Origin of the sequence: Pseudomonas sp. N2-3-1-14, from assembly GCF_041228395.1 — a bacterium.
In the GTDB taxonomy this organism is placed as follows: domain Bacteria; phylum Pseudomonadota; class Gammaproteobacteria; order Pseudomonadales; family Pseudomonadaceae; genus Aquipseudomonas.
This window is the reverse complement of record NZ_CP166199.1, coordinates 5,789,155-5,815,401: the sequence shown is the minus strand read 5'-3', so window position 1 is coordinate 5,815,401 and position 26,247 is coordinate 5,789,155. Positions and strand designations below refer to the sequence as shown.

At 61.8% G+C, this 26,247-nt stretch carries 22 protein-coding genes and 1 pseudogene; 14 read left to right on the top strand and 9 right to left on the bottom strand.

Going from position 1 to position 26,247, the window contains the following annotated elements; translation table 11 throughout:
* Positions 1-153: 153 nt before the first annotated feature.
* On the bottom strand, positions 154-1,449 hold the full coding sequence (gene gbcA / locus AB5I78_RS26985) for a glycine-betaine demethylase subunit GbcA (protein ID WP_145157545.1): 1,296 nt from the start codon (positions 1,447-1,449) through the stop codon (positions 154-156).
* Positions 1,450-1,732: 283 nt separating this feature from the next.
* Here gbcA and gbcB point away from each other — a divergent pair, with 283 nt between their 5' ends.
* Complete coding sequence (gene gbcB, locus AB5I78_RS26980) at positions 1,733-2,833, top strand: glycine-betaine demethylase subunit GbcB (RefSeq protein ID WP_106575585.1); 1,101 nt, start codon at positions 1,733-1,735, stop codon at positions 2,831-2,833.
* A 138-nt stretch (positions 2,834-2,971) separates the two neighbouring features.
* Here the strand turns inward: gbcB and AB5I78_RS26975 are convergent, their stop codons facing one another.
* Entirely contained in the window at positions 2,972-4,012 is a 1,041-nt protein-coding gene (locus AB5I78_RS26975; protein WP_106575584.1) for a low specificity L-threonine aldolase, read from the bottom strand.
* Between the two features lie 90 nt (positions 4,013-4,102).
* Between AB5I78_RS26975 and AB5I78_RS26970 the strand changes: the two genes are divergently transcribed.
* From AB5I78_RS26970 to fdhA, 8 genes and pseudogenes are all read left to right on the top strand, one after another.
* A complete protein-coding gene (locus AB5I78_RS26970) occupies positions 4,103-4,831 on the top strand; it encodes a TraX family protein (RefSeq protein WP_369301999.1) in 729 nt (242 codons plus the stop codon).
* 236 nt (positions 4,832-5,067) lie between these two features.
* Positions 5,068-6,321 carry a serine hydroxymethyltransferase gene (gene glyA / locus AB5I78_RS26965; RefSeq protein WP_106575582.1) on the top strand — a complete coding sequence of 418 codons (1,254 nt, stop codon included), beginning with the start codon at positions 5,068-5,070 and terminating at the stop codon, positions 6,319-6,321.
* Positions 6,322-6,343: 22 nt separating this feature from the next.
* Complete coding sequence (locus tag AB5I78_RS26960; RefSeq protein WP_010207084.1) at positions 6,344-7,594, top strand: sarcosine oxidase subunit beta; 1,251 nt, start codon at positions 6,344-6,346, stop codon at positions 7,592-7,594.
* A 15-nt stretch (positions 7,595-7,609) separates the two neighbouring features.
* A complete protein-coding gene (locus AB5I78_RS26955) occupies positions 7,610-7,912 on the top strand; it encodes a sarcosine oxidase subunit delta (protein ID WP_369302000.1) in 303 nt (100 codons plus the stop codon).
* Positions 7,909-10,926: a sarcosine oxidase subunit alpha gene (locus AB5I78_RS26950; protein WP_369302001.1), complete on the top strand. Its 3,018-nt coding sequence runs from the start codon at positions 7,909-7,911 to the stop codon at positions 10,924-10,926. The genes AB5I78_RS26955 and AB5I78_RS26950 overlap by 4 nt, the downstream gene beginning before the upstream one ends.
* 123 nt (positions 10,927-11,049) lie before the next feature.
* Positions 11,050-11,682, top strand: a complete 633-nt coding sequence (locus AB5I78_RS26945; protein WP_262209400.1) for a sarcosine oxidase subunit gamma — start codon at positions 11,050-11,052, stop codon at positions 11,680-11,682.
* A gap of 175 nt (positions 11,683-11,857) precedes the next feature.
* A pseudogene (gene purU, locus AB5I78_RS26940) lies at positions 11,858-12,714 on the top strand (formyltetrahydrofolate deformylase).
* Between the two features lie 179 nt (positions 12,715-12,893).
* Positions 12,894-14,093: a formaldehyde dehydrogenase, glutathione-independent gene (fdhA, locus tag AB5I78_RS26935; RefSeq protein WP_034116135.1), complete on the top strand. Its 1,200-nt coding sequence runs from the start codon at positions 12,894-12,896 to the stop codon at positions 14,091-14,093.
* Positions 14,094-14,300: 207 nt separating this feature from the next.
* Here the strand turns inward: fdhA and AB5I78_RS26930 are convergent, their stop codons facing one another.
* Positions 14,301-14,978 carry an anti-sigma factor domain-containing protein gene (locus tag AB5I78_RS26930; protein ID WP_369302003.1) on the bottom strand — a complete coding sequence of 226 codons (678 nt, stop codon included), beginning with the start codon at positions 14,976-14,978 and terminating at the stop codon, positions 14,301-14,303.
* Complete coding sequence (locus AB5I78_RS26925; RefSeq protein ID WP_369302004.1) at positions 14,975-15,601, bottom strand: sigma-70 family RNA polymerase sigma factor; 627 nt, start codon at positions 15,599-15,601, stop codon at positions 14,975-14,977. The genes AB5I78_RS26930 and AB5I78_RS26925 overlap by 4 nt, the downstream gene beginning before the upstream one ends.
* Positions 15,602-15,752: 151 nt before the next feature.
* Between AB5I78_RS26925 and AB5I78_RS26920 the strand changes: the two genes are divergently transcribed.
* On the top strand, positions 15,753-16,325 hold the full coding sequence (locus AB5I78_RS26920) for a DUF2780 domain-containing protein (protein WP_145157529.1): 573 nt from the start codon (positions 15,753-15,755) through the stop codon (positions 16,323-16,325).
* Here AB5I78_RS26920 and AB5I78_RS26915 read toward each other — a convergent pair.
* Positions 16,322-17,209, bottom strand: coding sequence for an acyltransferase (locus AB5I78_RS26915; RefSeq protein WP_369302005.1), 888 nt, complete (start codon positions 17,207-17,209; stop codon positions 16,322-16,324). The genes AB5I78_RS26920 and AB5I78_RS26915 overlap by 4 nt on opposite strands.
* A 170-nt stretch (positions 17,210-17,379) precedes the next feature.
* On the opposite strand from AB5I78_RS26915, the gene AB5I78_RS26910 reads away from it, so the two are divergent.
* Genes AB5I78_RS26910 through creD form a run of 4 tightly spaced genes read left to right on the top strand, consistent with a single transcriptional unit; the run spans position 17,380 to position 21,437 of the window.
* Positions 17,380-17,895 (top strand): ATP-dependent zinc protease, encoded by a 516-nt coding sequence (locus AB5I78_RS26910; RefSeq protein ID WP_145157525.1) that lies wholly within the window; start codon positions 17,380-17,382, stop codon positions 17,893-17,895.
* Between the two features lie 9 nt (positions 17,896-17,904).
* Positions 17,905-18,573 carry a two-component system response regulator CreB gene (gene creB, locus AB5I78_RS26905; RefSeq protein WP_242200680.1) on the top strand — a complete coding sequence of 223 codons (669 nt, stop codon included), beginning with the start codon at positions 17,905-17,907 and terminating at the stop codon, positions 18,571-18,573.
* A complete protein-coding gene (creC, locus tag AB5I78_RS26900; protein ID WP_369302006.1) occupies positions 18,573-20,012 on the top strand; it encodes a two-component system sensor histidine kinase CreC in 1,440 nt (479 codons plus the stop codon). The genes creB and creC overlap by 1 nt, the downstream gene beginning before the upstream one ends.
* Before the next feature lie 51 nt (positions 20,013-20,063).
* A complete protein-coding gene (gene creD, locus AB5I78_RS26895; RefSeq protein ID WP_369302007.1) occupies positions 20,064-21,437 on the top strand; it encodes a cell envelope integrity protein CreD in 1,374 nt (457 codons plus the stop codon).
* Between the two features lie 231 nt (positions 21,438-21,668).
* Here the strand turns inward: creD and AB5I78_RS26890 are convergent, their stop codons facing one another.
* From AB5I78_RS26890 to AB5I78_RS26875, 4 genes are all read right to left on the bottom strand, one after another.
* Positions 21,669-22,298, bottom strand: coding sequence for a glutathione S-transferase (locus AB5I78_RS26890; protein ID WP_145157517.1), 630 nt, complete (start codon positions 22,296-22,298; stop codon positions 21,669-21,671).
* A gap of 157 nt (positions 22,299-22,455) precedes the next feature.
* Positions 22,456-22,638: a hypothetical protein gene (locus AB5I78_RS26885; RefSeq protein WP_119737602.1), complete on the bottom strand. Its 183-nt coding sequence runs from the start codon at positions 22,636-22,638 to the stop codon at positions 22,456-22,458.
* Positions 22,635-23,738 carry a PepSY-associated TM helix domain-containing protein gene (locus tag AB5I78_RS26880; RefSeq protein WP_369302008.1) on the bottom strand — a complete coding sequence of 368 codons (1,104 nt, stop codon included), beginning with the start codon at positions 23,736-23,738 and terminating at the stop codon, positions 22,635-22,637. The genes AB5I78_RS26885 and AB5I78_RS26880 overlap by 4 nt, the downstream gene beginning before the upstream one ends.
* 62 nt (positions 23,739-23,800) lie before the next feature.
* The gene (locus tag AB5I78_RS26875) at positions 23,801-26,230 is read right to left on the bottom strand and encodes a TonB-dependent siderophore receptor (protein WP_369302009.1); all 2,430 of its coding nucleotides are present in this window, start codon (positions 26,228-26,230) and stop codon (positions 23,801-23,803) included.
* Between the last annotated feature and the right edge of the window lie 17 nt (positions 26,231-26,247).

Sequence of the window (26,247 nt, the reverse complement as noted above, 5' to 3'; positions counted from 1 at the left end):
TGCAAGGGAGTTGATCAATTCTTGAGCAGTGTGGAAACCTGATGTGCGAGCGGGCTTGCTCATGAAGGCGGTGTGTCAGTCACCCGATGGGCTGGCTGATCCACTGCATTCGCGGGCAAGCCCGCTCCCACATTTTGATCGGTCGCGTGTCAGTTACTCGTGTGCGGCCACGCCCTTGAGGTATGGCGCCGGCGCAGCGCCCAGGTTGCTCAGCAAGCGCTCGCTGTACCAATCCACAAAATTCACCACACCAAACTCATACGTCTTGGAGTAAGGCCCTGGCTGATAGGCGGTGGAGTTGATCCCGCGCTGGTTTTCTTCGGCCAGGCGACGGTCCTGGTCGTTGGTGGCGTCCCACACTTTGCGCATGCGCTCGACGTCGTAGTCCACGCCTTCGACGGCGTCCTTGTGCACGATCCACTTGGTGGTGACCATGGTTTCCTGGGCGCTGATCGGCCACACGGTGAACACGATGATGTGATCGCCCATGCAGTGGTTCCACGAGTGCGGCAGGTGCAGGATGCGCATCGAGCCCAGGTCCGGGTTCTTGATGCGGCCCATCAGCTTGTTGCAGCCTTGCTTGCCGTCCAGAGTCATCGACACGGTGCCCTTGAGCAGCGGCATGCGCACGATGCGGTTACGCAGGCCGAAGCTGGCGTGGGCGTAAGGGATCTTCTCGGCATCCCAGGCGGCGGCGGAAGCGGCGACGTGGTCCTTGAAGGCCTGGTCGGCGCGCGGGTCGGTGACGTCGTCCCACTCCAGCAGGGTTTTCAACAGTTCCGGGTGCGAGGCGTTGCAGTGGTAGCACTCGCGGTTGTTTTCCAGCACCAGCTTCCAGTTGGCTTTTTCGAACAAGGTGGTCTGGATCGCCACCTTGGTGTTTTCCATGTCGTAGGGTTCCATGTAGTGGTTCAGCGTCGACAGGAAGTCGTCGATGGCCGGCGGGTTCTCGGCCAGGCTGATGAAGATGTAGCCGCCGGCGGTCTTCACGTTCACGGGTTTCAAGCCGTACTGCTTCATGTCGAAGTCGGCGCCCATCTCGGTGCCGGCGAACAGCAGGCGGCCGTCGAGCTCGTAGGTCCACTGGTGGTAGTGACAGACGAGTTTGGCGACCTTGCCCTTGTCGCTGGTGCACAGGCGCGAGCCACGGTGACGGCACACGTTGTGAAAGGCATGCACCACGCCCTCGGCGCCACGGATCACGATGATCGGGTTCTTGCCCACTTGCAGGGTCAGGTAGTTGCCCTTGGTGGGAATCTCGCAGGTCATGCCGGCGATCAACCACTCTTTCTGGAAGATCTCCTGCATGTCGATATCAAACAGCCGCTCGTCAGAGTAAAACGGCTGCGGCAGCGAAAAAGTGCGCTCGCGCTCTTGCAGCATTTGCGCGGTGGCCTTGCGTGCGGGTTCCAGCGGATCGCCCAAGCTTAAGGTTGCGGTGACGTCCATCGTGTGTGTCCTCAGGGCCATTCTGTGTGGCCGGCGAATAGTGGCTGATCAGGTTTTGCAGCAAGGCGTAAAGAAAGCGTCGTTGTTGGGAGCGAGTGTGGGCCCGGCAAAGGCCAGAACCTTGTCCATTAGCGACATGGCCCACTCTGATCCCGACGCGCAACCCCCGTGGTATGGGGGCTGGTCGCGATAAGTATGTGAATGTCGCAGATAGGTAAATGGACGTTTCTCGCGTTACGCAGAATCGCCACCATCAGGCCGATATACGGCTGCGGAGAACAGCATGTCCAACAGCTTCCTGAATCCGGTCACCACCCAGACCTGGGCCAATGGTCGGCACATTGTCCGTTGCGTCAAAGTCATCCAGGAAACCTGGGACGTGCGCACCTTCTGCTTCATGGCCGACCAGCCGATCCTGTTCTTTTTCAAGCCGGGGCAGTTCGTCACCCTGGAGCTGGAAATCGACGGCCAGCCGATCATGCGCTCCTACACCATCTCCAGTTCACCGTCGGTGCCGTACAGCTTTTCGGTGACGATCAAACGCGTGCCGGGCGGCAAGGTTTCCAACTGGCTGCACGACACGCTGCACGAAGGCCAGGAGCTGGCGGTGCACGGGCCGGTGGGGCTGTTCAATGCCATCGATTTCAGCAACCCGAAAGTGCTGTATCTGAGCGGCGGCGTCGGCATCACGCCGGTGATGTCCATGGCGCGTTGGTATTACGACACCAACGCCAATGTCGACATGACCTTTATCCACAGCGCGCGCTCACCCAAAGACATCATTTACCACCGCGAGCTGGAACACATGGCGTCGCGGATCGACAACTTCAGCCTGCACCTGATCTGTGAGAAACACGGCCTGGGCGAGCCCTGGGCCGGTTATCGCGGCTACCTGAACCACAAGATGCTCGAACTGATGGTGCCGGACTTCCTCGAGCGCGAAGTGTTCTGCTGTGGCCCTACGCCGTACATGAACGCGGTGAAGCGCCTGCTGGAAGTGGCGGGCTTTGACATGACGCGCTACCACGAAGAGTCCTTTGGCGCGACACCGCCGGAAGCACGTGCCGACGCGGTGGAGCAGGCCGAACAGGCGGCCGACGCACCGGAAATCGACTTGGCCGACCTGCATCAGGTGGAATTCATTGCGTCGGGCAAGAGCATTCGCGTGGCGCCGGGCGAAACCGTCCACGCCGCTGCGGCCAAGCTTGGCCTGCTGATTCCCAAAGCCTGCGGCATGGGCATCTGCGGCACCTGCAAGGTGATGAAGCTGGGCGGGGAGGTCGAGATGGACCACAACGGCGGGATTACCGAAGAAGACGAGGCCGAAGGCTACATCCTGTCGTGCTGCAGCGTACCGAAGGGTGATGTGCGTATCGAGTTCTGATAGACCAAACCCTCAAGCGGGCAGGGTCAAATGTGGGAGGGGGCTTGCCCCCGATGGCAGTGGAACAGTCACTGATGCATTGACTGAAAGACTGCTATCGGGGGCAAGCCCCCTCTCACATTTTGTTCAGTGGTGAATTCAGGCGCCCATCACTTCGCGGATATCTGCCGCCAATTCGCGCACGCGCTCTTCCTCGGTATCCCACGCACACATGAACCGCGCGCCGCCTTTGCCGATGAAGGTGTAAAAGCGCCAGCCCTTGGCCGTCAAGGCCTCGATGGCCGCTTCCGAGAGTTGCAGGAACACGCCGTTGGCTTGCACCGGGAACATCAATTCCACACCAGGAATGTCGGCCACCAGGCTGCTCAGCAATTGCGCGCAGTGGTTGGCGTGGCGTGCGTGTTTGAGCCAGGCGTCGTTTTCCAGCAAGCCCACCCACGGCGCCGAGAGGAAGCGCATTTTCGACGCCAACTGACCGGCCTGTTTGCAGCGGTAGTCGAAGTCTTCAGCCAGCTTGTGGTTGAAGAACAGGATGGCTTCACCCACCGCCATGCCGTTTTTCGTGCCGCCGAAGCACAATACGTCCACGCCGGCTTTCCAGGTCAAGTCGGCCGGGGAACAGCCGAGGAACGCGCAGGCGTTGGAGAAGCGTGCGCCGTCCATGTGCAGGTTCAGGCCCAGTTCTTTGCAGGTGGCACTGATCGCGCGGATTTCTTGCGGGGTGTACACGCTGCCGACTTCGGTGGCTTGGGTCAGGGTGACCACGCGTGGTTTGGGGTAATGAATGTCCTGGCGCTTGAGCGCGATCTCGCGGATCGATTCCGGGGTCAGCTTGCCGTTTTCAGTGCGGGCGGTGAGCAGTTTGGAGCCGTTGGAGAAAAACTCCGGCGCGCCGCATTCGTCGGTTTCGACGTGGGCGGTTTCCGAGCAAATCACGCTATGGTAGCTCTGGCACAGCGAGGACAGCGCCAGGGAGTTGGCGGCGGTGCCGTTGAAGGCGAAGAATACTTCGCAGTCGGTTTCGAACAGATTGCGGAAACCGTCGGCGGCACGGTGGGTCCATTCATCATCGCCGTAGGCGCGTTGATGGCCCTGGTTGGCGAGTTCCATGGCGGCCCAGGCTTCCGGGCAGATGCCGGAATAGTTGTCGCTGGCGAATTGTTGGCTCTTGTCGGTCATGGCCCATTCCTGTGGTCGATGTTGGTGCGCACTGTAACCAAGAATGTTGGGCGGGCGCACGCACTGTAAATGCAAAGTCACTGGGGAATTATGCACGGTACTGAAACGATTCCTGCCAAGCAGGCGCGCGATGGCGCCTTGGACCTGCTCAAGTGGCTGGCGCTGCTGAGCATGGTCCTGGATCACCTGCGCTATGTCGGTTGGAGCCTGGATGGCCTGTACGTGCCGGGGCGCCTGGCATTCCCGTGGTTTTGCCTGGCGATTGCGGCGAACCTGCACCGGGTCAAGGATGCGCCGGTAACGGGCCAATGGCGTTACCTGGGCTGGCTGCTGCTGTTCAGTGTGATCAGCGAAGTGCCGTACCGACTGTTTATCGACGATGCCGATACCTTGAACGTGCTGCCGACCCTGGCGCTGGGCCTGCTGGTTGCCCGAGGATGGCAGCAGAAGGCGCTTTTTGATCGAGGATTGGCGCTGATCGCCCTCGCTTTGGGCGCGGTGTTTACCACGCAGTTGATGTTCGGTTTTTTCGGTGTCTTGCTGCCGCTGGCGATGCTGATGGTGTTTCGTCAACCTTGGTATTTCAGCGTGTTGCCAGGGTTGGTCTGTGTGGCCGCCAATCAATGGCAGATTTTGCTCAATAGCGGCACGCCCGTGGCGCTTTTGGGATTGGCCGCTTGCCTGATCGCGCCATTGGCGGGTTTAGTCTTGTTGCGACAGGCCAAAAACGTCTCGCCTCCGGCCATGCGCCGCTGGGCGTATGCCCTGTATCCCCTGCATTTCCTGATGTTGCTACTCGTGCGCAAGATCATCGCCTGACCCCTGTGGTAGGGGGCTTGCCCCCGATGGCAGTGTGTCTGCCGACACATGTGCAAGCTGATCCACCGCTATCGGGGGCAAGCCCCCTCCCACATTTGTTCTGCGTTGTTGCCGCTATGTCGTAAACGCACCTTTGCGTGGCGTCCGTAGGCATTTGACCTGTCTGCGCCAGCCCTACCATCGCATCAAAGGGCCCTGCACGGGCCTCAACAATACGAAAGGCTGGGAGAGACGCGATGTTCAGCAAAAAAGACCAGATCCAGGGATATGACGACGCCTTGCTGGCGGCGATGAATGCCGAGGAGCAGCGTCAGGAAGATCATATCGAGCTGATCGCGTCAGAGAACTACACCAGCAAACGCGTGATGGAAGCTCAGGGCAGCGGCCTCACCAACAAATACGCCGAAGGCTACCCCGGCAAGCGCTACTACGGCGGCTGCGAGCACGTGGACAAGGTTGAAGCCCTGGCCATCGAGCGCGCCAAGCAGCTGTTCGGCGCCGATTACGCCAACGTGCAGCCGCACTCCGGCTCGTCCGCCAACAGCGCGGTGTACCTGGCGCTGCTGAACGCTGGCGACACCATCCTCGGCATGAGCCTGGCCCATGGCGGTCACTTGACCCACGGCGCCAAAGTGTCGTCCTCGGGCAAGCTGTACAACGCGGTGCAATATGGCATCAACACCGACACCGGCCTGATCGACTACGACGAAGTCGAGCGCCTGGCGGTGGAGCACAAGCCGAAAATGGTCGTGGCGGGTTTCTCTGCCTATTCCAAGACTTTGGATTTCCCACGTTTCCGCGCGATTGCCGACAAGGTTGGCGCGCTGCTGTTTGTCGACATGGCCCACGTCGCCGGCCTGGTGGCTGCTGGTTTGTACCCGAACCCGCTGCCGTATGCCGACGTGGTTACCACCACTACCCACAAGACCCTGCGCGGTCCGCGTGGCGGTTTGATCCTGGCTAAGGCCAATGAAGAGATTGAGAAAAAACTCAACGCCGCCGTCTTCCCCGGTGCCCAGGGTGGCCCGCTGATGCATGTGATCGCCGGCAAGGCGGTGTGCTTCAAGGAAGCGGCGGAGCCTGGCTTCAAGGTCTACCAGCAACAAGTGATCGAAAACGCCCAGGCCATGGCCAGTGTGTTTATCAAGCGCGGCTACGACGTGGTGTCCGGCGGCACCGACAACCACCTGTTCCTGGTCAGCCTGATCCGTCAGGGCCTCACCGGCAAAGAGGCGGACGCCGCCCTTGGCCGCGCCCACATCACCGTCAACAAGAACGCCGTGCCGAATGACCCGCAGTCGCCGTTCGTGACCTCGGGCCTGCGCATCGGCACCCCGGCGGTGACCACGCGTGGCTTCAAAGTGCCGCAATGCATTGAGCTTGCCGGCTGGATCTGCGACATCCTCGACAACCTCGGCGATGCCGACGTCGAGGCCAACGTGGCCAAGCACGTGTCTGCCCTGTGCGCTGATTTCCCGGTTTATCGCTGAGCGCGGTTTTGGAGTAATGACTATGCAACGCTACTCGGGCTTCGGCCTCTTCAAGCACTCACTCAGCCACCACGAAAACTGGCAGAAGATGTGGCGCACGCCCACGCCGAAAAAGGTCTACGACGTGGTCATCGTCGGCGGCGGCGGGCATGGTCTGGCGACCGCCTACTACCTGGCCAAAGAACACGGCATCACCAATGTGGCTGTGGTCGAGAAAGGCTGGCTGGGCGGCGGTAACACCGCGCGCAACACCACTATCGTACGTTCCAACTACCTGTGGGACGAGTCGGCGCACCTGTACGAACACGCGATGAAACTGTGGGAAGGCCTGTCCCAGGACCTGAACTACAACGTGATGTTCTCCCAACGTGGCGTCTACAACCTGTGCCACACCCTGCAAGACATTCGTGATTCCGAGCGCCGCGTCAGCGCCAACCGCCTCAACGGCGTGGACGGCGAACTGCTCAACGCCAAACAGGTGGCCGACGAGATCCCGTACCTCGACTGCTCGAAAAACACCCGCTACCCGGTACTCGGCGCCACCGTGCAACGGCGCGGCGGCGTGGCCCGTCACGACGCCGTGGCCTGGGGCTTTGCCCGCGCGGCGGACGCACTCGGTGTGGACCTGATCCAGCAGACCGAAGTGATCGGCTTTCGCAAAGAAAACGGCGTGTGCATCGGCGTGGAAACCAACAAGGGTTTTATCGGCGCCAAGCGCGTCGGTGTGGTGACGGCCGGTAACTCCGGGCACATGGCTTCGTTGGCGGGTTTTCGCCTGCCGATCGAATCCCACCCGCTGCAAGCGCTCGTTTCCGAGCCGATCAAGCCGATTATCGACAGCGTGATCATGTCCAACGCCGTGCACGGTTACATCAGCCAGTCCGACAAGGGCGACCTGGTGATCGGCGCCGGCATCGACGGCTACAACGGCTACGGCCAGCGCGGCTCGTACCCGGTGATCGAACACACCATCCAGGCCATCGTCGAGATGTTCCCGGTGCTGTCGCGCGTGCGCATGAACCGTCAGTGGGGCGGCATCGTCGACACCACGCCGGACGCCTGCCCGATCATCTCCAAGACCCCGGTGCCGAACATGTTCTTCAACTGCGGTTGGGGCACCGGTGGCTTCAAGGCCACGCCGGGCTCAGGCAACGTGTTTGCCGCCAGCCTGGCCAAGGGCGAAATGCACCCGTTGGCCGCGCCATTCTCCATCGACCGTTTCCACAACGGTGCGTTGATCGACGAACACGGCGCTGCGGCCGTCGCCCACTAACAGGAGAAATTCCCTATGTTGCATATCTTCTGTCCTCACTGTGGCGAACTGCGCTCCGAAGAGGAATTCCACGCGTCCGGCCAAGCGCACATCCCGCGCCCGCTGGACCCGAACGCCTGCACCGATGAGCAGTGGGGCGACTACATGTTCTTCCGCGATAACCCGCGTGGCCTGCACCACGAGCTGTGGATTCACGCCGCCGGTTGCCGCCAGTATTTCAACGCCACGCGCGACACCGTGACCTACGAAATTCTTGAAACCTACAAGATAGGCACCCGGCCGCAATTCACCGCCAAGGCTTCTGGAGAGAAGGTATGAGCCAGATCAATCGCCTGTCCAACGGTGGTCGCATCGACCGTAACAAAGTCCTGACGTTTACCTTCAACGGCCAGAGCTACAAAGGTTTTGAGGGCGACACCTTGGCCGCCGCCTTGCTGGCCAATGGCGTCGACATCATCGGCCGCAGCTTCAAGTACTCGCGCCCGCGCGGCATCTTTGCCGCCGGTGCCGAAGAGCCGAACGCGGTGCTGCAGATCGGCGCCACCGAAGCCACGCAAATCCCTAACGTGCGTGCCACGCAACAGGCGCTTTACCAGGGTTTGGTCGCCACCAGCACCAACGGCTGGCCGAGCGTGAACAACGACATGATGGGCATTCTCGGCAAGGTCGGCGGCAAGCTGATGCCGCCGGGTTTCTACTACAAAACCTTCATGTACCCGCAATCGTTCTGGATGACCTACGAGAAGTACATCCGCAAGGCGGCTGGCCTTGGCCGCTCGCCGACCGAGAACGATCCGGACACCTACGACAACTTCAACCGTCACTGCGACGTGCTGGTGGTGGGCGCAGGCCCCGCCGGCCTGGCCGCTGCCCTGGCGGCTGCGCGCAGCGGTGCCCGTGTGATCCTCGCCGATGAGCAGGAAGAATTCGGCGGCTCGCTGCTGGATTCCCGTGAAAGCCTCGACGGCAAACCCGCCACCGAATGGGTTGCCAGCGTGATCGCTGAACTCAAAGCCCTGCCGGACGTGGTGCTGCTGCCTCGCGCCACCGTCAACGGTTACCACGACCACAACTTCCTGACCATTCACGAACGCCTCACCGATCACCTCGGTGACCGTGCGCCGATTGGCGTGGTGCGTCAGCGCATCCACCGTGTGCGTGCCAAGCGTGTGGTGCTGGCAACCGGTGCCTGCGAGCGCCCGTTGGTGTACGGCAACAACGACGTGCCGGGCAACATGCTCGCTGGCGCGGTCTCGACTTACGTGCGCCGTTACGGCGTGGCACCCGGTAAAAAACTGGTGCTGTCGACCAACAACGACCACGCCTACCGCGTAGCGCTGGACTGGTTCGACGCCGGCCTCACCGTCGTGGCTGTGGCCGATGCGCGCCACAACCCTCGCGGTGCGCTGGTGGAAGAAGCCCGCGCCAAAGGTATTCGCATCCTCACGGGCAGCGCTGTGATCGAAGCGCGTGGCAGCAAGCACGTGACCGGCGCCCGCGTGGCGGCCATCGACGTCAAAGCGCATAAAGTCACCAGCCCCGGCGAGTGGCTGGAGTGCGACCTAGTCGCCAGCTCCGGCGGTTACAGCCCGGTGGTTCACCTGGCTTCGCACTTGGGCGGCAAGCCGACCTGGCGTGAAGACATCCTCGGTTTCGTACCGGGTGAAGCGCCGCAAAAACGCGTGTGCGTGGGTGGCATCAATGGCGTCTACGGGCTTGGTGATTCCCTGGCCGACGGTTTTGAAGGCGGCGTGCGCGCGGCCAGCGAAGCCGGTTTTGCGCCGGTGGAAGGCACGCTGCCCAAGGCCTTGAGCCGTCTGGAAGAGCCGACACTGGCGCTGTTCCAGGTGCCTCACGAGAAAGCCACTGCACGGGCGCCGAAGCAATTTGTCGACCTGCAAAACGACGTGACCGCCGCCGCCATCGAACTGGCGACCCGCGAAGGGTTCGAGTCGGTCGAGCACGTCAAACGCTACACCGCGCTGGGCTTCGGCACCGACCAGGGCAAGCTGGGTAACGTCAACGGCCTGGCCATCGCGGCCCGTTCGCTGAACGTGACCATCCCGCAGATGGGCACCACCATGTTCCGCCCCAACTACACGCCGGTCACCTTCGGCGCCGTTGCGGGCCGCCACTGTGGGCACATCTTCGAGCCGGTGCGTTACACCGCGCTGCAGGCTTGGCACGTGAAAAACGGCGCCGAGTTTGAAGACGTCGGCCAGTGGAAACGCCCGTGGTACTTCCCGCGCAATGGCGAAGACCTGCACGCCGCCGTCAAACGCGAATGCCTGGCCGTGCGCGACAGCGTCGGCCTGCTGGATGCGTCCACCCTGGGCAAGATCGACATTCAAGGCCCGGACGCCCGCGAGTTTCTCAACCGCATCTACAGCAACGCCTGGACCAAGCTCGACGTGGGCAAGGCGCGCTACGGCCTGATGTGCAAGGAAGACGGCATGGTCTTCGACGACGGCGTGACCGCCTGCCTCGCCGACAACCACTTCCTGATGACCACCACCACCGGCGGCGCCGCTCGCGTATTGCAGTGGCTGGAAATCTACCAACAGACCGAGTGGCCGGACCTCAAGGTGTACTTCACCTCGGTCACCGACCATTGGGCAACCATGACCTTGTCCGGCCCCAACAGCCGCAAGCTGCTGGCCGAAGTGACGGATATCGACCTGGACAAGGACGGCTTCCCGTTCATGACCTGGAAAGAAGGCCTGGTCGGCGGCGTGCCGGCGCGGGTGTTCCGTATCTCGTTTACCGGTGAGCTGTCGTTTGAGGTCAACGTGCAGGCCGACTACGCCATGGGCGTGCTCGAACAGATTGTCGAGGCCGGCAAGAAGTACAACCTGACGCCGTACGGCACCGAGACCATGCACGTGCTGCGGGCCGAGAAGGGCTTCATCATCGTCGGCCAGGACACCGACGGCTCGATGACCCCGGACGACCTGAACATGGGCTGGTGCGTAGGCCGTACCAAACCGTTCTCGTGGATCGGCTGGCGCGGGATGAACCGTGAAGACTGCGTGCGTGAAGAGCGCAAGCAACTGGTGGGCTTGAAGCCGATTGATCCGACCGTGTGGCTGCCGGAAGGCGCGCAGCTGGTGTTCGATCCGAAGCAGACGATCCCGATGAAGATGGTCGGTCACGTCACCTCAAGCTATGCGCATAACTCGCTGGGTTACTCGTTTGCGATGGCGGTGGTGAAGGGCGGTTTGAAGCGCATCGGCGAGCGGGTGTTCTCACCGCAGGCCGATGGCAGCGTGATCGAGGCGGAGATTGTGTCCTCGGTGTTCTTTGACCCGAAAGGTGAGCGGCAGAACATCTGATAGACCGAGGCGCCTGTATCGGGGGCAAGCCCCCTCCCACATGTTGAAATGCATTCCCCTGTGGGAGGGGGCTTGCCCCCGATGAGGCCATTAGCCGCACAACAGAATTCAGATAGGTGCTTTATGACAGCAGCCAATGTTTACCAACAACGCCCCACCACCGGTGCCAAGGCCGAGTCGTCGCTGCACCATGCCGACCTCGCCAGCCTGGTCGGCAAGGGTCGCAAGAATGCCGGCGTGACCGTGCGTGAAAAGAAACTGCTCGGCCACCTGACCCTTCGTGGCGATGGTCACGATGCGGCCTTCGCTGCCGGCGTGCACAAAGCCCTCGGCATCGAACTGCCTGGCGCCCTGCAAGTCATCATCAACGGCGAAACCAGCCTGCAATGGCTCGGCCCGGATGAGTGGCTGTTGGTGGTGCCAAGCGGTGAAGAATTCGCCGCCGAGCAAAACCTGCGGGCTGCCCTGGGCGACCTGCATATTCAGGTCGTCAACGTCAGCGGCGGGCAGCAGATCCTCGAACTCAGCGGCCCGAATGTGCGCGACGTGCTGATGAAGTCCACCAGTTACGACGTGCACCCCAACAACTTTCCGGTGGGCAAGGCGGTGGGCACGGTGTTCGCCAAGTCGCAACTGGTGATCCGCCACACGGCCGAAGACACCTGGGAGCTGGTGATTCGTCGCAGCTTCTCGGACTACTGGTGGTTGTGGCTGCAGGATGCGTCCGCCGAATTCGGCCTGAGTGTTCAAGCCTGATCGAATGAACACAAGAGGGCTGTTGTGGCGAGGGGGCTTGCCCCCGTTGGAGCGCGCAGCGGTCCCAATAAGGTCAGCGCATTTTTTCTGCAATAACCGAGTGGCGGGTTTTGGAGCTGCTTCGCAGCTCAACGGGGGACAAGCCCCCTCGCCACAAGGGCCTGAGGATTCCAGCATGAGCCGCGCACCTGATACATGGATTTTGACCGCCGACTGCCCCAGCGTGCTCGGCACGGTGGACGCGGTCACCCGCTACCTGTTCGAACAGGGCTGCTACGTCACCGAGCACCATTCGTTCGATGACCGCCTCTCGGGCCGGTTTTTTATTCGTGTGGAATTCCGCCAGCCCGACGGTTTTGACGAGCAAGCCTTCCGCGACGGCCTGGCCACGCGCGGTGAAGCCTTTGGCATGATCTTCGAGCTGACGGCGCCGAACTACCGGCCAAAAGTGGTGATCATGGTTTCCAAGGCCGATCACTGCCTGAACGACCTGCTGTACCGCCAGCGCATCGGCCAACTGTCGATGGACGTGGTCGCGGTGGTGTCCAACCACCCCGATCTCAAGCCGTTGGCCGACTGGCACCAGATTCCCTACTACCATTTCCCCTCGATTCCAACGACAAACCGTCCCAGGAGCGTCAGGTGTGGCAAGTGATTGAAGAGACCGGCGCCGAACTGGTGATTCTTGCGCGCTACATGCAAGTGCTGTCGCCGGAGCTGTGCCGCAAGCTGGATGGCAAGGCCATCAACATTCATCACTCGTTGCTGCCGGGGTTCAAGGGCGCCAAGCCGTATCACCAGGCCTACAACAAGGGCGTGAAGCTGGTCGGCGCCACCGCGCATTACATCAACAATGACCTGGACGAGGGCCCGATCATTGCCCAGGGCGTGGAGGTGGTGGACCACAGCCACTATCCCGAGGATTTGATTGCCAAGGGGCGGGATATCGAAGGGCTGACATTGGCCCGGGCGGTGGGGTATCACATTGAGCGCCGGGTGTTCTTGAACGCCAATAGAACGGTGGTGCTCTGACTGAAGCCATCGGGGGCAAGCCCCCTCCCACATGGTGAAATGCATTCCCCTGTGGGAGGGGGCTTGCCCCGATGAGGCCCTCACAAACAACATAAGAAACAGCATCTGTAACCCGAGCACTTAAACGCGCTGCCTGCCTGGGCAACGCGGTTCCATAAAAACAACAGCGAGGTGAAAGCATGTCTGGTAATCGTGGTGTCGTGTATCTCGGCAACGGCAAGGTCGAAGTACAGAAAATCGACTATCCCAAAATGCAGGACCCCCGTGGCAGGAAGATTGAGCACGGCGTCATCCTGCGCGTGGTCTCCACCAACATCTGCGGCTCCGACCAACACATGGTGCGTGGCCGTACCACCGCCCAGACCGGCCTGGTCCTGGGGCATGAAATCACCGGCGAAGTGATCGAAAAGGGCAGTGACGTCGAAAACCTGAAAATCGGCGACCTGGTCTCGGTGCCGTTCAACGTCGCGTGCGGCCGCTGCCGCTCCTGCAAGGAACAACACACCGGCGTGTGCCTGACCGTTAACCCGGCCCGTGCCGGTGGCGCGTACGGTTATGTCGACATGGGCGACTGGACCGGCGGCCAGGCCGAATACGTGCTGGTGCCGTACGCCGACTTCAACCTGCTGAAACTGCCGGACCGCGACAAGGCCATGGAGAAAATCCGCGACCTGACCTGCCTCTCCGACATCCTGCCCACCGGCTACCACGGCGCCGTCACCGCCGGCGTCGGCCCGGGCAGCACGGTGTATATCGCCGGCGCCGGCCCGGTTGGCCTGGCCGCAGCCGCTTCGGCACGGTTGCTGGGCGCCGCTGTGGTGATCATCGGCGACGTCAACCCGATCCGCCTGGCACACGCCAAAGCGCAGGGCTTTGAAATTGCCGACCTGTCCAAAGACACGCCTCTGCACGAACAGATCGCCGCACTGCTGGGCGAGCCGGAAGTTGACTGCGCCGTCGATGCCGTAGGCTTCGAAGCCCGTGGCCACGGCCATGAAGGCGCCAAGGCAGAAGCGCCGGCCACCGTGCTCAACTCGCTGATGGGCGTGGTCCGCGTGGCGGGCAAAATCGGCATTCCTGGCCTGTACGTCACCGAAGACCCAGGTGCTGTCGACGCCGCCGCGAAGATGGGCAGCCTGAGCATTCGCTTCGGGTTGGGCTGGGCTAAATCCCACAGCTTCCACACCGGCCAAACCCCGGTGATGAAGTACAACCGCCAGTTGATGCAGGCGATCATGTGGGACCGCATCAACATTGCCGAAATCGTTGGCGTGCAGGTCATCAGCCTGGATGACGCGCCGCGTGGGTACGGCGAGTTCGATGCGGGTGTGCCGAAGAAGTTTGTGATTGATCCGCATAAGTTGTTCAGTGCGGCGTAAGGCTTAGGCCAAACAAATGGGCGACCCATGGGTCGCCCTTTTTGCGTCGAGTGCTTAAGCCTGCAAGCGTCGTGAGCAAGTCGCCTGGCCGACGAAGATCAAAATGTGGGAGCTGGCTTGCCTGCGATGGCGGCGGGCCAGTTGACCTATCCTTGGCTGACCCACCGCTATCGCGGGCAAGCCCGCTCCCACAGGGGTTGAGTGGTGTCAGCGGGAAGCCAGTGCGCCTTGGTACAGCACCGGTCCGGTTGGTTGGCCCGTTGGCGAACCGCCTTGTGGTTCCAGGCTGACGGCGAGGGTCACGGGGGCCGTCAGCAGTGCCTGTTGTTCCTTGCTCAACTGGATTCGGCCCTTGCCGGTACTAGGCACCAAGCCCAGGGAAATCGGCTTTCCGCCAGCCGGGATGACCCACAGTTCCAGGGCGCGCGTCGGCTCTACAGCCGCCAACGTCAACGGCTCCACTTGCAGGTGATCGCCAAACGCCTGGATCTGCATTGCCGGTTGCTGGTTAGCCGCAACCAGCGTGGCGTTGTACTCGGCGCCGATATCACGCTGATAAAGCACGCCGACCAACACGGCGACGACGACCGCACATGCAGCCGCCAGCAGGCGAAAACTCATCCAGAACGGTTTCTTCGCCGGCACATGCAGCACTTGCGGCTCGATCCGCGCTTTGATGCCGGCCCACACATGATTCGGCACCGGGCGTTCGGGCAGTGCGCCGGTCAGGCTGGCGAGGGCATCCTGCCAGTGGCCGAGTTCGACGCGCAGCGCGGCGTCTTCCAGTAACAGGGCGTCGAAGCGCCGACGGGCGGTAGCCGGCATCAGGCCGATCGCGTAGTCGGCGGCGAGGGCGCGGCGCAGGGCGGTGGTTTGATAGTTCATGATTCAAGGCACCTGCGCAGGCGCTCCATGCCACGGCGAATCCAGGATTTGACCGAGCCCAGGGGCGCCGCCAAGTGGTCGGCCAGTTCCGAGCACGACAGGCCCTGGAAGTAAGCCACGGTGATCGATTGGCGCTGCATGCCATCGAGGCTGTCGAGGCAGCGGTTCAGGGCGCGGGCTTCGCGCTCGCTGTCGAGCTGTTCGTGGGCGCTGGGGCTGTCGTCGAGCAGGGCGTCCTGCTGGCCGTCGGCCAAGGGCTGTTCGCGGTGTTTGCGCAACTGGTCGATGGCCAGGTTACGGGTGATGTTCACCATCCAGGTCATCGGCGCCGCCAGGTGTGCCTCGTAGCGCGAAGCGTTGTACCAGATGCGCACAAAGGCTTCCTGGAGCACTTCTTCAGCCAGGTCCTTGCGCCCCATGAACCGGAATGCAACACCGTGCAGGCGTGGCGAAACACTGCGGTAGAGAGTCTCGAACGCCTGGCGGTTGCCCAGGGCGCACTGCGCCAGCAGGGGCTGCAACGGGTCAGCATCGTTGGTGGAAATAGGGCTTCTCCAGGCTCTCGAACGAGGGCGACGGGACTGCGCACGGTAGGCAGAGGGTAGTCCAGCTTGAGCATTCATTCCATCCGACTCCGAGCGGTGCATGCTGGGTATACGCGCGGGAGGGTGATTTGGATGCAACTTTTTCTGAACTAATCTTCAGGTGGGAACAATCCTTCGGGACTGTCAGTCCAACGCCTGCTTTTAGCTCCTACATTCAGAGGTTGTCTTGATGAAGATTTCACGCGGTTTTGCCCTGTCCTGCCTGATGACCGTGGCCGCCAGCCCGGTGTTTGCCGCAGGTTTTAGCCTCGGTGACGTGGCCAACGCCGTTTCCAGCGCCCAGGGCAGCAACAACAAGGCGGCTGCAGCAGCGCCAAGTTCTCAGACCGCAGGCCTGCTGAGCGCCCTGACTTCGCAACTGAACGTCACCCCTGAACAAGCCGTCGGCGGTACCGGCGCCATGCTGGGCCTGGCCAAGAACCAATTGAGCAGCACCGACTATTCGCAATTGGGCAAAAGCGTGCCCGGCCTGGATAAGCTCGCGGGGAACAACTCCCTGGGCAGCCTCGGCGCCTTGAGCGGGATGCTCGGCCAGAGCGGCGGCAGCAAAACCAGCGGCCTGGACAGCGTGCTGGGCAACGTGAAGAACACCAACGACCTGAACACCGCCTTCAGCGCGCTGGGCATGGATAACAGCATGATCGGCAAGTTTGCGCCGGTAATCCTGCAATACCTGGGTGGCCAAGGCGCCAACGAATCGGTGCTGGGCAAACTCGCCTCGGCCTGGGGCACTGGCAGCTAAATAGGCTCCGCGCGCAGTTGGGCGATGCGCGCGTCCTTCTCCCTCCAGAGCTGGTTCACCCAGTTCTGGACGGTCTGGCGAAAGGCCGGATCATTCTCGTAATCGCCCTGCCATAGCGCCGGGTCGAGTTCCCGAGTGCGAATGTCGATGATCACTTTGGGCACCGCGCCGCTGATCAAATCCCAAAACCCTGGAATCTTTTGCTGCGGATAGACCACGGTCACGTCGAGCACGGCATCCAGTTGTTCACCCAGCGCTGCCAGTACAAACGCCACGCCGCCCGCCTTGGGTTTGAGCAACCGGGCATACGGTGAATCCTGCTGCTTGTGTTTGGCCGCGTTAAACCGCGTGCCTTCCAGGTAATTCACCACGGTCACCGGCTGGCGCTTGAACAGCTCGCAGGCCTCTTTGGTGATTTTCAGGTCCTGGCCTGCCAGCTCCGGGTGCTTGGCCAGGAACGCCTTGGTGTAGCGCTTCATGAAGGGGTAATCCAGCGCCCACCACGCCAGGCCGAGGAAGGGCACCCAGATCAGCTCTTTTTTCAGGAAGAATTTGAAGAACGGCGTGCGCCGGTTGAGCGCCTGGATCAGCGCCGGAATGTCCACCCAGGACTGATGGTTGCTGATCACCAGGTAAGAAGTGTCGCCGCGCAGGTCGCCGCCGCCGCGAATCTCCCAGTGGGTCGGGATGCATAGCGAGAAGATCAGCTTGTCGATTTCAGCCCAGGTCTCGGCGATCCACATCACGGCCCACGAGGCATAGTCGCGATAGCGCCCGGGCGCCACCAGCTTGAGCAGGGCAAACAGCATCAACGGCCCGAACAGCACCAGGGTGTTGAGCAATAGCAGCAGTGTGACGAAACAGCCGGTGAGCAGGCGGCGCATAAGTAACTCTTGGAATCCTGTGGGCGGGCCATGATAAGCAAGCTGAGTCTAGAGGCCAAATCGCAAATCGCTGGACGAATGTTTCACAATGTTCCCGGTATGGTTGAGAACTAACTAAGTGCTGCCTTTGCGGTCTAGAATCCGCCTACTTCTTTCGAGGAAATCACTTCGTGAAATTGCTCCTTGCCGCGTTCGCCCTCGTTCTTCCTGTTGTGGCTGCCCAGCCTGTCCTGGCCGCCGAACCGACCCTTTACGGTCGCTACGAATACATCCAGTTGCCGGAGATCGGCGAAACCTTCAAGGCCAAGATGGACACCGGCGCGCTGACCGCCTCGCTGTCGGCCCGAGACATCGAGACCTTCACCCGCGATGGCGACGATTGGGTGCGCTTCCGCCTCGGCGGCAAGGACGCTTCCAACAAAGTCTACGAACACAAAGTCTCGCGCATCAGCAAAATCAAGAGCCGCGCCGACGAAGACGATGACAAGGACGAGGCCACCGTGGCCAAGCGCCCGGTGATCGACCTCGAAATGTGCCTGGGCAACGTCAAGCGCACCGTTGAGGTCAACCTCACTGACCGCAGCAGCTTCAACTACCCGCTGCTGATCGGCGCCAAGGCCCTGCGTGAATTCGGCGCAGCGGTGAACCCGGCGCGTCGTTACACTGCCGACAAACCGGACTGCTGACGGACCCACATGCCGCATATCCTGATTGTCGAAGACGAAGCGGCGATAGCCGACACGCTGATTTTCGCCCTGCAAGGCGAGGGCTTCACCACCACCTGGCTGAGCCTTGGCCAGGAGGCGCTGGCCCATCAGCGCCAGTCGCCCGCTGACTTGATCATCCTCGACATCGGCCTGCCAGACATCAGCGGCTTTGAAACCTGCAAGCAATTGCGCCGTTTCAGTGAAGTGCCGGTGATGTTTCTCAGCGCCCGTGACGGCGAGATTGATCGGGTGGTGGGCCTGGAGATCGGTGCTGACGATTATGTGGTCAAGCCGTTCAGCCCACGGGAAGTGGCGGCGCGGGTGCGGGCCATCCTCAAGCGCGTCAGTCCAGGCGCCGCGCCTGCCGTGTTCCAGGTTGACCTGGAACGCATGCAAATCCATTACCGCGGTCAGCCCCTGAGCCTGACGCGTCATGAGTTTCGCTTGCTGCAAAGCCTGCTCGAGCAACCCGAACGCGTGTTCAGCCGCGAGCAACTGCTCGACGCGGTGGGCGTGCCTGCCGACGCTGGCTACGAACGCAATATCGACAGCCATATCAAAAGCCTGCGCAGCAAACTGCGAAGCGTGGCCGCCGACGCCGAGCCGATCCAGACCCACCGAGGCCTGGGTTACAGCTACAGCCCGAGCCATAGCTGATGCGCCTGGGGCTGCGGATTTTTCTGGTGTACGCGCTGTTTATCGGCCTCACCGGCTATTTTGTGCTCAACACCGTGATGAAAGAGATCCGCCCTGGCGTGCGCCAGTCCACCGAAGAAACCCTGGTGGACACGGCCAACCTGCTGGCCGAAATCCTGCGGCTGGACGTGAAGAACGGCACCCTCGGCCAAAGCCACTGGCCGGAGCTGCTCAAGGCCTACGGTAGCCGCCAGCCGGGCGCGACGATCTGGGGCCTGCCGAAAAACCAGGTCAACCACCGTATCTACGTGACGGACGCCAAGGGCATTGTGTTGCTCGACTCCACGGGCGAGGCGGTCGGCCAGGACTATTCCAAATGGAACGACGTGTACCTGACCCTGCGCGGCGAATATGGCGCGCGGTCGACCCGTAATGAGCTAAATGACCCTAACTCGTCGGTGATGCACGTGGGCGCGCCGATCCGCGACAACGGCCAGATCATCGGCGTGGTCACCGTGGCCAAGCCCAACAGCTCGTTGCAGCCCTATGTCGACCGTACCGAGCACCGCCTGCTGTGGTACGGCGCCGGCTTGGTGATCCTCGGCCTGCTGCTCGGCGCACTGTTGTCGTGGTGGCTGAGCGTAGCGCTGCATCGGCTGACGGCGTATGCCCAGGCCGTGAGCGAAGGTCGGCGCGCCGAGTTGCCGCATTACCGCGGCGGTGAGCTCAAGCAGCTGTCCACTGCCGTCGAGCACATGCGCACGCAGCTGGAGGGCAAGGCCTACGTCGAGCGTTACGTGCACACCCTGACCCACGAACTGAAAAGCCCGCTGGCGGCAATTCGTGGCGCGGCGGAGCTGTTGCAGGGCGACATGACCCGTGAGCAACAGCAGCGCTTCGTCGGCAATATCGACAGTGAAAGCGCGCGCTTGCAACAGTTGATCGAGCGCCTGCTGAACCTGGCCCAAGTGGAGCAGCGCCAAGGTTTGGAAGAGCAAGTCAGCATGCCGTTGGCGACCCTGATCGACGAGGTGCTCAAGGCTCAATGCGCGCGCATTGAAGGCGCCGGCTTGCAGGTCGAACAGGCGATTGGCGCGGATGTGAAGGTATTTGGCGAGCCGTTCCTGCTGCGCCAAGCCTTGGGTAATCTGCTCGATAACGCCCTGGACTTCACGCCGCCCGGTGGCACGTTGAGGTTCAGCGCACGCACGCAGCACAACGACGTGCAGGTCAGCCTGTTCAACCAGGCTGCGGCCATTCCCGACTACGCCTTGCCGCGCCTGAGTGAGCGTTTCTACTCGCTGCCACGCCCGGCGAGCGGGCGCAAAAGCACCGGGCTGGGCCTTAACTTTGTTGAAGAAGTGATGAAGCTGCACGGCGGCGCGTTGCAGATCGGCAATGTGCAAGGCGGCGTGCAAGTGGTGCTGCATCTCCACACAGTCTCCACATTGCCCACATAAATCTCCCATCTGCGCGGTTCACGCTCTGCCCATCAAAACAGGGAGAGCCCCATGAACCGCAGCCTGCTTTTCAAACTTGGCGCGATTGCGCTACTGATTCTGCTGTTGCTGATTCCGTTGCTGATGATCAACGGCATCATTGCTGACCGCCAATACGCCCGCGACAGCGTGCTGATGGATATCGCCCGTAGCTCCAGTTACAGCCAGCACCTCAACGGCCCGGTGATGGTGGTGCCTTATCGCAAGACCGTGCGCGAGTGGAAACTCAATGAAAAGCTCAATAAACGCTACGAGGAAACCCGTGAAGAGCGCGGTCGTCTGTATTTCCTGCCGGACCGCTTTGAGCTCGATGGCAAGGTGCAAACCGAGCTGCGGTCGCGGGGTATTTACCAGGCGCGACTGTTCCATGCCGACACCCGCATCAGTGGGCGTTTCGAGCTGCCTGCGCAGCTGGGCATCACGCAAGACTTTGCCGATTACCGCTTTGATCCAGCGTTTCTGGCGGTGGGCATCAGCGATATTCGCGGCATTGAAAACGCACTGAAACTGGAGCTGGGCGACCAACGCCTGGACTTCTCGCCGGGCACTCAAGTGGACTGGCTGGGGGAGGGCGTGCACGTGGCATTGCCGGAACAGGACAGCAAGAAACCGGCCGTGCTGGACTTCGCTTTTGACCTGCGCCTGCAAGGCACCGAACAACTGCAAGTGGTGCCGGTGGGCAAGGTCAGTGAGGTCTCGCTCGCATCGAACTGGCCCCACCCAAGCTTCATCGGCAACTTCCTGCCGGCTCAACGGGCCGTCACCGACAAAGGCTTCACGGCCAACTGGCAGACCACATTTTTCTCCACCAACCTGGAGCAAGCCCTGCAAACCTGCCTGGACGGGCGAAGCTGTGATGGCTTCAGCAACCGCAGCTTTGGCGTGAACTTCATTGACCCGGTGGACCAGTACCTCAAGAGCGACCGCGCGATCAAATACGCGCTGCTGTTTATCGCCCTGACGTTTGCCGGCTTCTTCCTGTTCGAAGTGCTCAAGAGCCTGGCGGTGCACCCGATTCAATACGCGTTGGTGGGCGTTGCCCTGGCGTTCTTTTACCTGCTGTTGTTGTCGTTGTCCGAGCACATCGGCTTTGGCCCGGCGTACCTGTTGTCGGCGAGCGCCTGTGTGTTGTTGATCGGCTTCTACGTGTGCCATGTGCTGCGCAGCATTGCCCATGGGCTGGGCTTTTCGGCGGGGCTGGCGGCTCTGTATGGCCTGTTGTACGGGCTGCTCAGTGCCGAGGATTACGCGCTGCTGATGGGCTCGCTGTTGCTGTTCGGGCTGTTGGGCACAGTGATGGTGCTGACGCGCAAACTCGATTGGTATGGCGTGGGCAAGCGCAAGGTGGCCGAGCCGCTGCAGTTTGACCTGGAGGCCGTGCAATGATCGGGTTACGGGAAGATCAGCAGGTAAAGACGCAATTGGTGGCGAGGATTAACCTGCTGTTCCCTGTTGTCGTTGTGGCGAGCGGGCTTGCCCCGCGTTGGGCTGCGCAGCAGCCCCAGAGCCCATCACAGAGGAGTGCCTGATGGACCGCAGTCTGATTGATTGGGGCGGCTTAGACACCCAACGCGGGGCAAGCCCGCTCGCCACAGGAAGCGGGCTCACTGCACAAGGTCAGATCGGCGGCTGGGTCTGCAGCATCGAAGGCCGCTGGCTGACCTTGGCGTACCAATCGGCAAGCTGGGGATTCGCGGCGCGCCATTGCAGGTCTGGGTGGCGGAAGTCGAGGTAGCCCAAGGCGCAGGCCACGCTGATCGACGCAATGTCGAAGTGGCTGGCCAGCTCGGCAATCGCATTGGCTTCCAACTCCGCGAGGGTGCGACGGATCTTGTTGCGCTGCTCATCCAGCCATTGGTCCCAGTGCTTTTCTGCCGGGCGCATGGCGGTTTCGTAACGCACCAGCACGGCGGCGTCCATGATGCCGTCGGCCATTGAGGCCAGGGTCAGGCGGCGCCAGCGTGCCGAGCCGTCGCGAGGGATCAGCGGGTTGCCGACATGCTGGTGGTCGAGGTAATCGAGGATCACCCGGCTGTCGTGCAGGGCGCTGCCGTCGGCCAGGCGCAGGGCCGGGATCTTACCCACGGGGTTTTCGTGCACCAGCTGCGCGTCCGGGTTGACCGGTGTCGGCATGCAGCCTTGCAGGGCCACGCGGTCCTGCTGGCCGGTTTCGATCAGCAGCACGCGGACTTTACGAACAAAGGGTGAGGCAGGGTTGTGAAACAAGGTCATGCTGGGCGTGGACATGGGCATTCCTCGAAATGGGCAGTGGCTAGCCTAGAGGGTTGCGCGGTGGCTGGCGAGGGGGGCTTTGGGTGTTTTTGAGGGCCTCATCGCAGGCACGCCAGCTCCCACAGGGGGAATGCATTTCAAGGTGGGAGCTGGCTTGCCGGCGATAGCGCCCTCAGCCGCGCCGCTTGAATAACGCCCAAACACCAATGACCGCAGGAATCCCCAAACCGACCCAGCTCAATGAGTCCCACAGCCCATCGCCGAGCAACGCGGCAAACAACCCGGCCGCGCTGAGCACGCCAATTCCCAGCGGAATGCCAAACACCTTCCAGAAGTTCGACTGCCGCGGCTTCATACCCTGGCCGCCTTGCGCCGCACGATCCACAGGTAAACGCCGCTGCCCAGCACGATGATGGTCAGCACATCGAGCACCGCCCAGAGAATCTTCATCGGCATGCCGCCGTAGTCACCAAAGTGCAATGGCTGCGACATGCCCATGGCGTCCATGTACCACGGCCGCTCAGCGATAGCGGTGACGGCCAGGGTGCTGGCGTCGATCAGCACCGGCGTGAGCAAGTGCGAGGTCAGGTGCGTGCTGCCCTTCATGAACACCGCGTAATGGTGCTCACTGGAAAAACGCGTGCCGGGGAAGGCGATAAAGTCCGGCTCCATGCCGGGCGCGGCCTTGGCGGCAATGCTCAGCAGCTCGGTGGCCGGCGCGCGTTGGGTCAGTGGCGGCGCGTTTTTGTAGGGTTCGATCATCGCGCTGAGGCTGTCCTGGCGCCAGGCGGCGATGATCAGGTCGGCGCAGGCGCTGATCACACCGGTCACACCCACTACCAGCGCCCAAGTCAGCGTGACCACGCCGATCAGGTTGTGCAGGTCGAGCCAACGCAAGCGCGTGGACTTGTCCTGGCGCACGGTGGCGAACTTCAAGCGGCGCATGAACGGCAGGTACAGCACCGTGCCCGAAACAATCGCCAGCACAAACAAAAGGCCCATGAAGGCCAGCAGCAACTTGCCCGGCAGGCCGGCGAACATGTCCACATGCAGGCGCAGCAGGAACAGCGTCAGCCCGCCATTGGCCGCTGGGGTTTCGACGGCTTCACCGGTGCGCGCATCGAGCATGAAAGTGTGCGACGAGTTGGGTTCGGTGCCAGCCGTGGCGGCCATGATTGCGATCACGCCGTTCTTGTCGTCTTCGTCCCACGCCAGGTATTGCATCGCCTCACCCGGGCGATGCACCTGGGCTTTGGCCACCAGTTGCTCAAGGTTCAGCTGCGGGGTATCGGCGGGCATCTGCGCCAGTTCAGGCTCATTGCCCAGCAGGTGATCGATCTCATGGTGAAACACCAACGGCAGGCCGGTGAGGGCGAGCAGCAGCAGGAAGACTGTGCAGATCAGGCTGGTCCAGGTGTGGATGAAGGACCAGCGGCGGATGGTTTTGCTTTTCATTTTCTAGCCTTCAGACACACCGAAGCCGCCCCGGGGGACGGCCTGGTTATTAGCTCAGCCAATTACCACTGGTAGGTAGCGCTGGCGACTACGCTGCGCTGGTCACCGAAGTAGCAGTAGTTGCCGTCGCAGGTGGAAAGGTAGTCTTTGTTGAACAGGTTGGTGGCGTTCAATTTAACCGATGCGCCTTTCAGGCTGTTATTCAGACGGCCCAGATCGTAATGCACCGAACCATCGAACACGGTGTAGGCGTTGGCCTTGCCCAACCAGGTGTTGGCCTGGTCGCCATAGGTGTTGCCAGTGTAGCGGGCACCAAAACCGATACCGAAACCGTCAAGTACGCCGCTGTGCCAGGTGTAGTCAGTCCACAGCGAGGCTTGCTGGTTTGGCATCAATGTCAGGCGGTTGCCTTTGTAGATGCCTTTTTGCACCTCGGATTTTGCCAGGGTGTAGGCGGCGATGACCTTGAGGTTCTCGTTCACGTCAGACACGGCTTCCAGTTCCAGGCCCTTGACCTTCACTTCGCCGGTCTGGCTGTTGATTTGCTGGCCGCCTGAGCCGAGGGTGGTCACCTGCACGTTCTTCTGGGTCAGGTCATAGACCGCCGCGCTCAGCAACGTGTTGGAGCCGGGCGGCTGGTACTTCACCCCCATTTCCCACTGTTTGCCTTCGGTCGGTTTGAACGTCTTGAGCGCATTGGTATCTGCGTTGCTCGCCGGCTGGAACGACTCGGCGTAAGACAGGTACGGTACGAAGCCCGAATCGAACACATAGCTCAGCGCCGCGTTGCCACTGAAGTGTTTGATGCGGTCGGTGTTGGTCGCATCGTTGTCGTTGAAGTAGGTGGTGCCTTGATGCACCCAGTCTTCACGCCCGCCCAGGGTCAGGCGCCACTTGTCCAGAGCCATCTGGTCCTGCACGTAGAGGCCGGTTTGCACGGTTTTCTGGTTGTAGTCGTAAAACGGTCGGACATCCGTCGGGCGCAGCGTCGGCTGGGTGTTGATCGGGTTGAAGATGTTGATACCCGACGCTGTACCGTATATCGCGCGGTAAGAGGTATCGGTACGTTGGTGATCCAGGCCCAGTAACAGCGTGTGGGTAATGTCGCCCGTTGCGAAGTCAGCCTGGAAGTTGTTGTCGAGCGCCAACTGGCCGATGCTTTCGTCAACGTTGGTGGTCGACCGGCTGATATTGCCCGCCGCATCGGCCGGGGAGTAGGCAAAGGAACCCACGGTCAGTTGCTGGAAATCCAGCTCCGACTTGGTGTAACGCAGGTTCTGCTTGAACTGCCAGGTGTCGTTGAAACGGTGCTCGAACGCATAGCCCAGTGCGTAGTAGGTACGGTCGTAGAACTCGTAGTCCGGATCGCCGAGGTTCTTGTGGTGGGAAACGTCGCCCAGCGGCGATTTGATCTTGGTGCCCTGGATCGGCATGAACTGGCTGGTGGTGCCGGTATCGTCGCGGGTGAACTGCGAGAGCAGGGTCAGCTTGGTGTCGGTATCAATATTCCAGGTCAGGCTCGGCGCGATGTTGTAGCGCTTGTTGTCGATGTGATCGACCTGGGTGCCGGCATCGCGTACTACGCCGCTGACGCCGAACAGGAACTGGCCTTCATCATCGATTTTGCCGGTGCTGTCGAAGTTGATCTGGCGGTAGTTGTCACTGCCGTATTGCAACTGGATAGCATGGCTCGATTCCTCGCTGGGACGGCGGCTGACCATGTCCAGCAGGCCGCCCGGTGGTGTTTGGCCATAGATCGACGAGGCGGGGCCACGCAGCAGAGCGAGACGGTCAAGGTTCCAGGTTTCGGCTTTTGGGTTGGCGTACACGCCGCGCGGCAATGGCAGGCCGTCGAGGAATTGCGTCGGTTCGAAACCGCGCACGCGCATCCAGTCGTAACGGGTGTCGCTGCCGTAGCTGGACGATACGATGCCGGGCATGTATTTGACGGCATCATCGAGGTTCTGGACGTTGCGGTCCTGCATCTGCTCGCGGGTCGCAACAGAGATCGAGCGCGGTGCTTCAACCAGTGCGGTGTCGGTTTTGGTGCCGGCCGCAGTGCGCGTCGCCAGGTAGCCAGTCACCGGGCCCCATGCACTTTCAGTGTTGCCTTGAGCAATGATGCTGGTCTCAGCCAACGCCACGACACCTTCCGGAATCGCCACCAGCGTAAACGTGCCTGCGCTGCTTTGCTCCAGTTGCAGCCCGGTGCCACGCAACGCCTCTCGCAGCGCGCCCTGCGCATCGAACTGGCCTTTGACCGGTGCCGAGGTCTTGCCCGACGCCAATGCTGGGTTCAGGGTCAGCGCAAGGCCGGCCTGGCTGGCGATCTGGTTGAGCGTGCTGGCCAACGGCGCAGCCGGCAGGTTGTAGACGCGCACGCTGGAAGCCTGTTCGGCGGCGATCAGCGTGGTGCTCGCCAGCGGGGCGCTCAGGGCGATGGCCACGGCTAACAGGCTGGGGCGCAACAAGGTGTCTAGCGTGCGGGACATAGGGCGGCTCCTGAATG